6 protein-coding genes are annotated in these 6,204 nt (G+C 39.5%); 3 read left to right on the forward strand and 3 right to left on the reverse strand.

Annotated features, from left to right (window positions below):
- On the forward strand, positions 1-811 hold an 811-nt coding region (locus AAC037_RS17670; RefSeq protein WP_339904410.1), incomplete at its 5' end, for an oligosaccharide flippase family protein.
- Here the strand turns inward: AAC037_RS17670 and AAC037_RS17675 are convergent.
- The 3 genes from AAC037_RS17675 to AAC037_RS17685 form a co-directional block, all read right to left on the reverse strand.
- Complete coding sequence (locus AAC037_RS17675) at positions 808-1,188, reverse strand: hypothetical protein (RefSeq protein ID WP_339904412.1); 381 nt, start codon at positions 1,186-1,188, stop codon at positions 808-810. The two genes, AAC037_RS17670 and AAC037_RS17675, sit on opposite strands and share 4 nt — an antisense overlap.
- Positions 1,189-1,336: 148 nt before the next feature.
- Positions 1,337-2,623 carry a glycosyltransferase family 4 protein gene (locus AAC037_RS17680; RefSeq protein ID WP_339904414.1) on the reverse strand — a complete coding sequence of 429 codons (1,287 nt, stop codon included), beginning with the start codon at positions 2,621-2,623 and terminating at the stop codon, positions 1,337-1,339.
- Between the two features lie 49 nt (positions 2,624-2,672).
- Entirely contained in the window at positions 2,673-4,139 is a 1,467-nt protein-coding gene (locus AAC037_RS17685; protein WP_339904415.1) for an NADP-dependent isocitrate dehydrogenase, read from the reverse strand.
- A gap of 423 nt (positions 4,140-4,562) precedes the next feature.
- Here AAC037_RS17685 and AAC037_RS17690 point away from each other — a divergent pair, with 423 nt between their 5' ends.
- Positions 4,563-5,348 carry an enoyl-CoA hydratase-related protein gene (locus AAC037_RS17690; RefSeq protein WP_339904417.1) on the forward strand — a complete coding sequence of 262 codons (786 nt, stop codon included), beginning with the start codon at positions 4,563-4,565 and terminating at the stop codon, positions 5,346-5,348.
- Between the two features lie 12 nt (positions 5,349-5,360).
- On the forward strand, positions 5,361-6,204 hold an 844-nt coding region (locus AAC037_RS17695), incomplete at its 3' end, for an oligosaccharide flippase family protein (RefSeq protein WP_339904419.1).

The raw sequence follows: 6,204 nt of genomic DNA on the forward strand, positions 1-6,204 counted from the left end.
GGGTACAGCCGGAGCCTTGCTGATCATGAAAATTGACAGCATTATGGTCAGCTCAATGATAGGACTAGATGCCAATGCAATCTATACAATAGGCTTTTCCATTGCTGTGGTTATTGAAATGCCTAGACGTGCCATATCACAGGTGGCCATGCCGATTATCTCAGAAATGTTTGCTAACAATCAATTGACAGGAATAAATGCTCTCTATAAGAAAATTGCCATTAATCAATTGTTAATATGTTTATTGATTTTCCTGCTGATCTGGGTCAATATTGAAAACCTCTACCATTTCGTTCCAAATAGGACCATCTATGAACAAGGAAAATGGGTGGTTCTTCTAATCGGTTTAGGGAAAATTACAGATGTGATTTTTTCTGTCAATGGGGAAATCATCGTCTTCTCCAGGTTTTATACCTTCAATATTACAGCTACCTTGCTAATGAGTGCTGCTGTCATTATTTTTAACTTAATACTAATCCCTCTATATGGCATTGAAGGGGCTGCACTGGCCTCACTTATTGCTATGCTTTGTTATAACCTTGTAAAGTATTTTTACATAAAGATAAGGTTGGGCTTCAATCCTTTTAGCCTAGGGGTTTATTTAATTCTTATAGCAGGAGGACTAAGCTGGGCTGTATCCTATTACTTGATCCCTACCTCTGCCTATGTATTACTAGATATTTTAATTAGAAGTGGCCTTGTAACTGCTGTTTACCTTTTGCTGGTTCACTTATTAAAGGCTGCGCCGGAAACTGAGACCATGGTATTCCAAAAACTAAAAGAAGTAATCCATCAATTCAGGAGAAATTAACCCCTTAAAGTTTTGATTAATTCATCTATTTTTTGAATTCTAGGAAGAATTTCATTTTTCACTTTTTTCTTATTTGCGTAGTAAGAATATACCCCTAGCCCAATCAAGACCAAAAAAGATATTGTCCCAATAAAACGCGCCATAGGCCTCTCCCAAACCTCTACCCAAAACAAGAGGTAAATGGGGTAAATGGTTAATATTGCCCAGTTCAGTGAAGTTTCAAGCAACTTCTTTTGAGCAATAAGATAGGCTTTGGTTTTCTCCAGGTATTGTAGGTATCTGCTTTCCAGATCACCGGGTTTAACTTTTTTTATAGGCAATATTCTTAAGCCCAGATATATTCCCCAAACTATAACTAGAGCAGAGGCAATCTTCATGGAAATAAAAGGTGCCAAAATACAGCAAAAACAAACGGAGGTATGGTTAGCACCGCAGAAATGATATTTACCCTTTCCAAGTATTTCCACCAACGGTGCAAACGATCTAAACTTGATTGTAACTCAATCATCAACTTTGACCTACCTTCTAATCCGGGCTAATTCCATCAAGCAACAGTGCCAATTGTGCTGTGATTTTTTTCCGGCTGAATTGTTGAAGGTCTTTATTCGATTTTTTCGGCCTCTCACTATTTTGGAAGTTTTGGATAAACTGAGCCATGCCTGCCTCATCTTCGTGGGAAAAGACTTTCCCAGCCTCTGAGGATTCAATAATAGAAGCGCTGTCTCCCTTTGGGTCTCCTAAGGCCAATATTTGCCTTCCGGTGGCCATGTACTCAAACAACTTACCCGGAATATTACCTTTGGCATTTTTGGTATTGGTGAGGATCAAGAGTAGTAAACTTGCCTTTTGATAATATAAAAAGACTTCTTTATGGCTAACATAACCGGCCAAAACCACATGCGCACGCAACCAACTGTCTTCTGAAAGTAATTGCTTGACATTTTCATTTACCCTACCAACAAATGTAAGCCTCACCTTTCCGGTTGTGTCTCCAAAAACAGATTTAAGAACATTTAAAAATGGAATTGGATTCCGTATGGCATCAATCACTCCGGAATAAACAATTTCCAATACGGATGAACTTTTAGGTGAAGTTGTCAAAAACTCAGGAATATCTGAAGGATCAAATCCATTCAACAAAACCTGTATATCCTTAGCACCTATCCTTTTCATTTCTTTCTGGAAAGTTGGAGAAATAGTAACCAAACTATCTGCCTCTTTGAATACACTGGCCTCCAACTTTTGATGTTTTCTTCTGGCCAAACCACTTAGCTTTAGGGTATCCAAAAACTCCCAAGTAGACCATGGGTCCCGAAAATCGGCTAACCAGGGAATACCCGTTTTTCTTTTTAAGTTTCTACCTAGCAAGTGCATGCTATGAGGAGGACCGGTAGTAATGATGGCCTTGAAATCATTTTGTTCCCAAATTTCCTCCAAAAACTTAACTGAAGGCTTAATCCAGAAAAGCCTGGGATCAGGAATCAAAAGATTGCCTCTAAGCCAAACCGCAAGCTGATCGAGCTTTCCGGGGTTCTTGTATTCAAGAATGCTGGCAGTGTCTTTCGGGTTTTCTTTTTTAAGGGTCCTAAACAATTGATATGGCTCCCAGATAGGAAATTTCAACACTTCTGTATGCTTGTCCACTTCTTGTTTGAGGGACTCATCTTGCAATGAGAAATCGGGGTTTTCAGGGGTGAAAATTACAGGTTGCCACCCAAATTCCGGCAGGTATTTAGAAAATTTAAGCCAGCGTTGAACACCCGAACCGGCACTTGGTGGCCAATAATAGGTAATGATGAGAACCCTTTTCATACATTAAAAAAAATCAAGCAGGACATGGTCCTGCTTGAATGAAAAATTTTTATTCGCCTTGAGCCAATGAAAAGCCTCTTTCACCATTGAATGTGTAAAGGTTTTCAGTTTTCACAAAATCAAAACCTAAATTACCAATTTGCTTAAGCACATCTATAATCTGCTCATGTGTGATGGCTTTGTCATCTGCATCAAAAAACCTTACTCTCCAATGATCCGAGCAAAAGGTTTCCTCCATCCCGTCAGGGTACACCCTTACTCCTCTATTGGTAACTAGCTGCATTTTCAAGCCATCGGCATTGACAGACCTGAGCTTATCGCCCATAACATTTGGATCTCTAGATCCTTCCTTCCAATCTATAAACACATCCAAACCAATAAGTTCTTTCACTGCCGGTTTTCGAGGCTTGATGGCCAAGGCTTGCTTGATTTCAGCCTCACTTCTTTCTGCTTTCGCAAATACAGCCTTCTTCATCCGCTGCGGTTCTTTACCAAGTCTGGCAATTACTGCTTCGGCAAATTCTTTTGTACCTACCCTTTTGGTACTGATATCCTCTTGGTAAATGTCTCCGGTATGAATACCATCTTCAAGAGTCGCCATCCAGGCATTGCTTATTTTTTGTGCCACCTCAGGCTGCCCAATATGAACGAGCATCATGATTGCACCATTCAATAAGCCTGAAGGGTTGGCCATGTCCATACCAGCTATATCCGGAGCTGAACCATGAATGGCCTCAAACATAGCCACATCCTCCCCTACATTGGCAGACCCACCCAGGCCTACCGAACCTGTGACTTGAGCGGCCACATCAGAGATAATATCTCCATAAAGGTTTAAGGTTACTATGACATCAAAAATTTCGGGGCTATCTGCGATTAGAGCCGTAGCAATGTCTATAATCTTATGATCAGTTTCTATATCAGGATATTCCTTGGCCACTTCGTTGAACACCTCATGAAAAACACCATCAGTCATTTTCATGATATTGTCTTTGGTCATACAAGTAACCTTTTTCCGCTTGTTCATGCGTGCATACTCAAAGGCATACCTGATAATTTTCTCACTACCGGGCCTGGAAATTAATTTCAAACATTGATACACCTCATCTGTTTGTCTGTGCTCAATCCCTGCATAAAGGTCCTCTTCATTTTCCCGAATGATTACCAAATCGGTTTTAGGAAAATGGGTATGAATAAAAGGAGAATAAGCTTTGCAAGGTCTCACATTTGCATAGAGGCCTAAGGTTTTTCGAGTAGTAACATTCAAGCTTTTGAACCCCCCTCCTTGAGGAGTGGTTATCGGGGATTTTAAGAAAACCTTGGTCTCTCTCAATGAATCCCAAGCACTTGAGGCAATTCCGGAACTAATCCCTTTCAAATATACCTGTTCGCCTATCTCTATAATATCAGGTTCAATAGCTGCTCCAGCCGCTTCCAAGATTGACAAAGTTGCATCCATTATCTCCGGACCAATACCATCTCCATATGCTACTGTAATTTTCCTTTTTTCAGTCATGTGGTAAGTGATTGAGTTTTAGTATGTATTTAGCTTCAGTGCAAAAATAGAAAATAATGACATACATTTGATTTTAAAGGAGAAATAATAGACATTTTTAAATATTAATTCAGCCTTGATATGGCAGGTTATTTTTTACCGGAAAATCCATTGATGAAATTAAAAGACAACAGATTAAAACATCAATATAGATTTAGGCTTAAATAGTAAAAATTCTCAGGTAACTCTAAGTCCAATAGAGAAATGGAAGGCAAATAATTAAAAAGGCGCTTTAAAAATAAAACCATTTTTAATTTATTCAAAATACAATTTTATATATACTTTTTGATTATACATATTTTAATAGATTTATGATTTTTAGCCGAATCTTTTGTGATTGATTAGTCACCTCGTATATTTGGGCCTTAACATTGAAGAATTGGAATGGCTGAACAAAAAAATATTCTTTCAGAGACTAAAGACGGAATACTTTATCTTACCATCAGCAGAGAGTCCAAACTCAACGCCTTAAATTTCAACACCTTGGAAGAGTTGAAAAATATTTTCAACGAGGTGAATGATAACAAATCTATAAGAGCTGTAATCATCACTGGAGCAGGTGAAAAGGCCTTTGTAGCGGGTGCTGACATTAACGAAATATCAGAACTCAACGAACTCAATGCTAGGAAGTTTGCTGAATTTGGTCAAGAAGTTTTTGATAATATAGAATCTTGTCATAAGCCAGTGATTGCCGTCGTCAACGGCTATGCGCTAGGTGGAGGCTGTGAACTGGCAATAGCTTGCCATATGAGAATTGCAACGTCAAACGCTAAGTTTGGACAACCGGAAGTTAATTTGGGGATTATTCCCGGATACGGAGGCACTCAGAGATTGACCAACCTTATTGGCAGAACTAAAGCTACTGAAATATTAATGACAGGGGACATGCTGGATGTCAATGAGGCAAAATCTTTGGGTCTTTTAAATCATGTTGAGGCTACCAAAGCTGGTGCAATAGCCAAAGCTGAGGAAGTGATAAAGAAAATCATGACCAAAGCGCCATTGTCCATTGGCATGATAGTAGACTGTGTCAATGCAGTGTATGAAAGCGATGAAAATGGTTACCAGATTGAAGCAAATAGTTTTGCTCGGTGTGTGAAATCTGAAGATTATAGAGAAGGAACTACTGCTTTTCTAGAAAAGAGAAAACCTAATTTTAAAGGGGAATAGTCCCCTTTTTATATGGGTCTGTTAAAAAAATTGGCCGGGCAATCTGCCATCTACGGCATCAGTAGCATCCTCGGCAAATCAATCAACTTTTTGCTTGTCCCCTTGTACACGGGATATCTTCCTAAGGAAGACTTGGGATCTTTTACCATGCTTTATGCATTGATCGCATTTTTAAATGTGGTCTTTACATTTGGTATGGAAACATCTTATTTCCGGTTTGCTACCGGTAAAGGCCTGGATCCAAAGACAGTTTTTCAAAATGCCCAAACATTGGTTACTGTCGTAGGCCTATCACTGGGTGTCATTTTATTCCTATTTGCCGGTAAACTTAGTTTATTGTTTGAATATGAGGGCAAAACCCATTTGTTTCAATGGGCCGCCATGATATTAACCATTGACGCCCTAATGGCTCTCCCCTTTGCTAGACTGAGGCTGGAGGGCAGATCCCTGACTTTTGCGCTGCTAAAATTGCTTAATATCCTTCTCAATGTAGGGTTTAATGTACTTTTCATTGTGCTGGCTTACCATATCGTTGCAGGAGAAATACTCCAAGTTTTGTACCCTTTTGTTATTGATTGGTACAATCCTGAATGGGGGGTTGATTATATTCTGCTGGCCAACCTATTGGCCAACTTGCTAATACTACCCATTATATGGAAACTGGCAGGCCAATGGAAAATACAACTCAAGCGCAGCATTTTGTCTCCCATGTGGAAATACGCATTGCCCTTATTATTTATGGGCCTGGCAGGCGTTACAAACGAAGTGTTTTCCAGAGGCTTATTCGAATATTCATTGCCGGAAAATTTTTATCCCGGACTAACCTCCAGAGAGGCCGGAGGGGTTTTTGGAGCCA

It is taken from the genome of uncultured Cyclobacterium sp., from assembly GCF_963976465.1.
Classification (GTDB): Bacteria; Bacteroidota; Bacteroidia; order Cytophagales; family Cyclobacteriaceae; genus Cyclobacterium.

What these genes read in the sequence shown, in the direction of transcription:
- AAC037_RS17680 (WP_339904414.1), bottom strand. Translation starts at nt 2,623, where the DNA reads ATGAAAAGGGTTCTCATCATTACCTATTATTGGCCACCAAGTGCCGGT.
- AAC037_RS17690 (WP_339904417.1), top strand. Translation starts at nt 4,563, where the DNA reads ATGGCTGAACAAAAAAATATTCTTTCAGAGACTAAAGACGGAATACTT.
- AAC037_RS17685 (WP_339904415.1), bottom strand. Translation starts at nt 4,139, where the DNA reads ATGACTGAAAAAAGGAAAATTACAGTAGCATATGGAGATGGTATTGGT.
- AAC037_RS17675 (WP_339904412.1), bottom strand. Translation starts at nt 1,188, where the DNA reads ATGAAGATTGCCTCTGCTCTAGTTATAGTTTGGGGAATATATCTGGGC.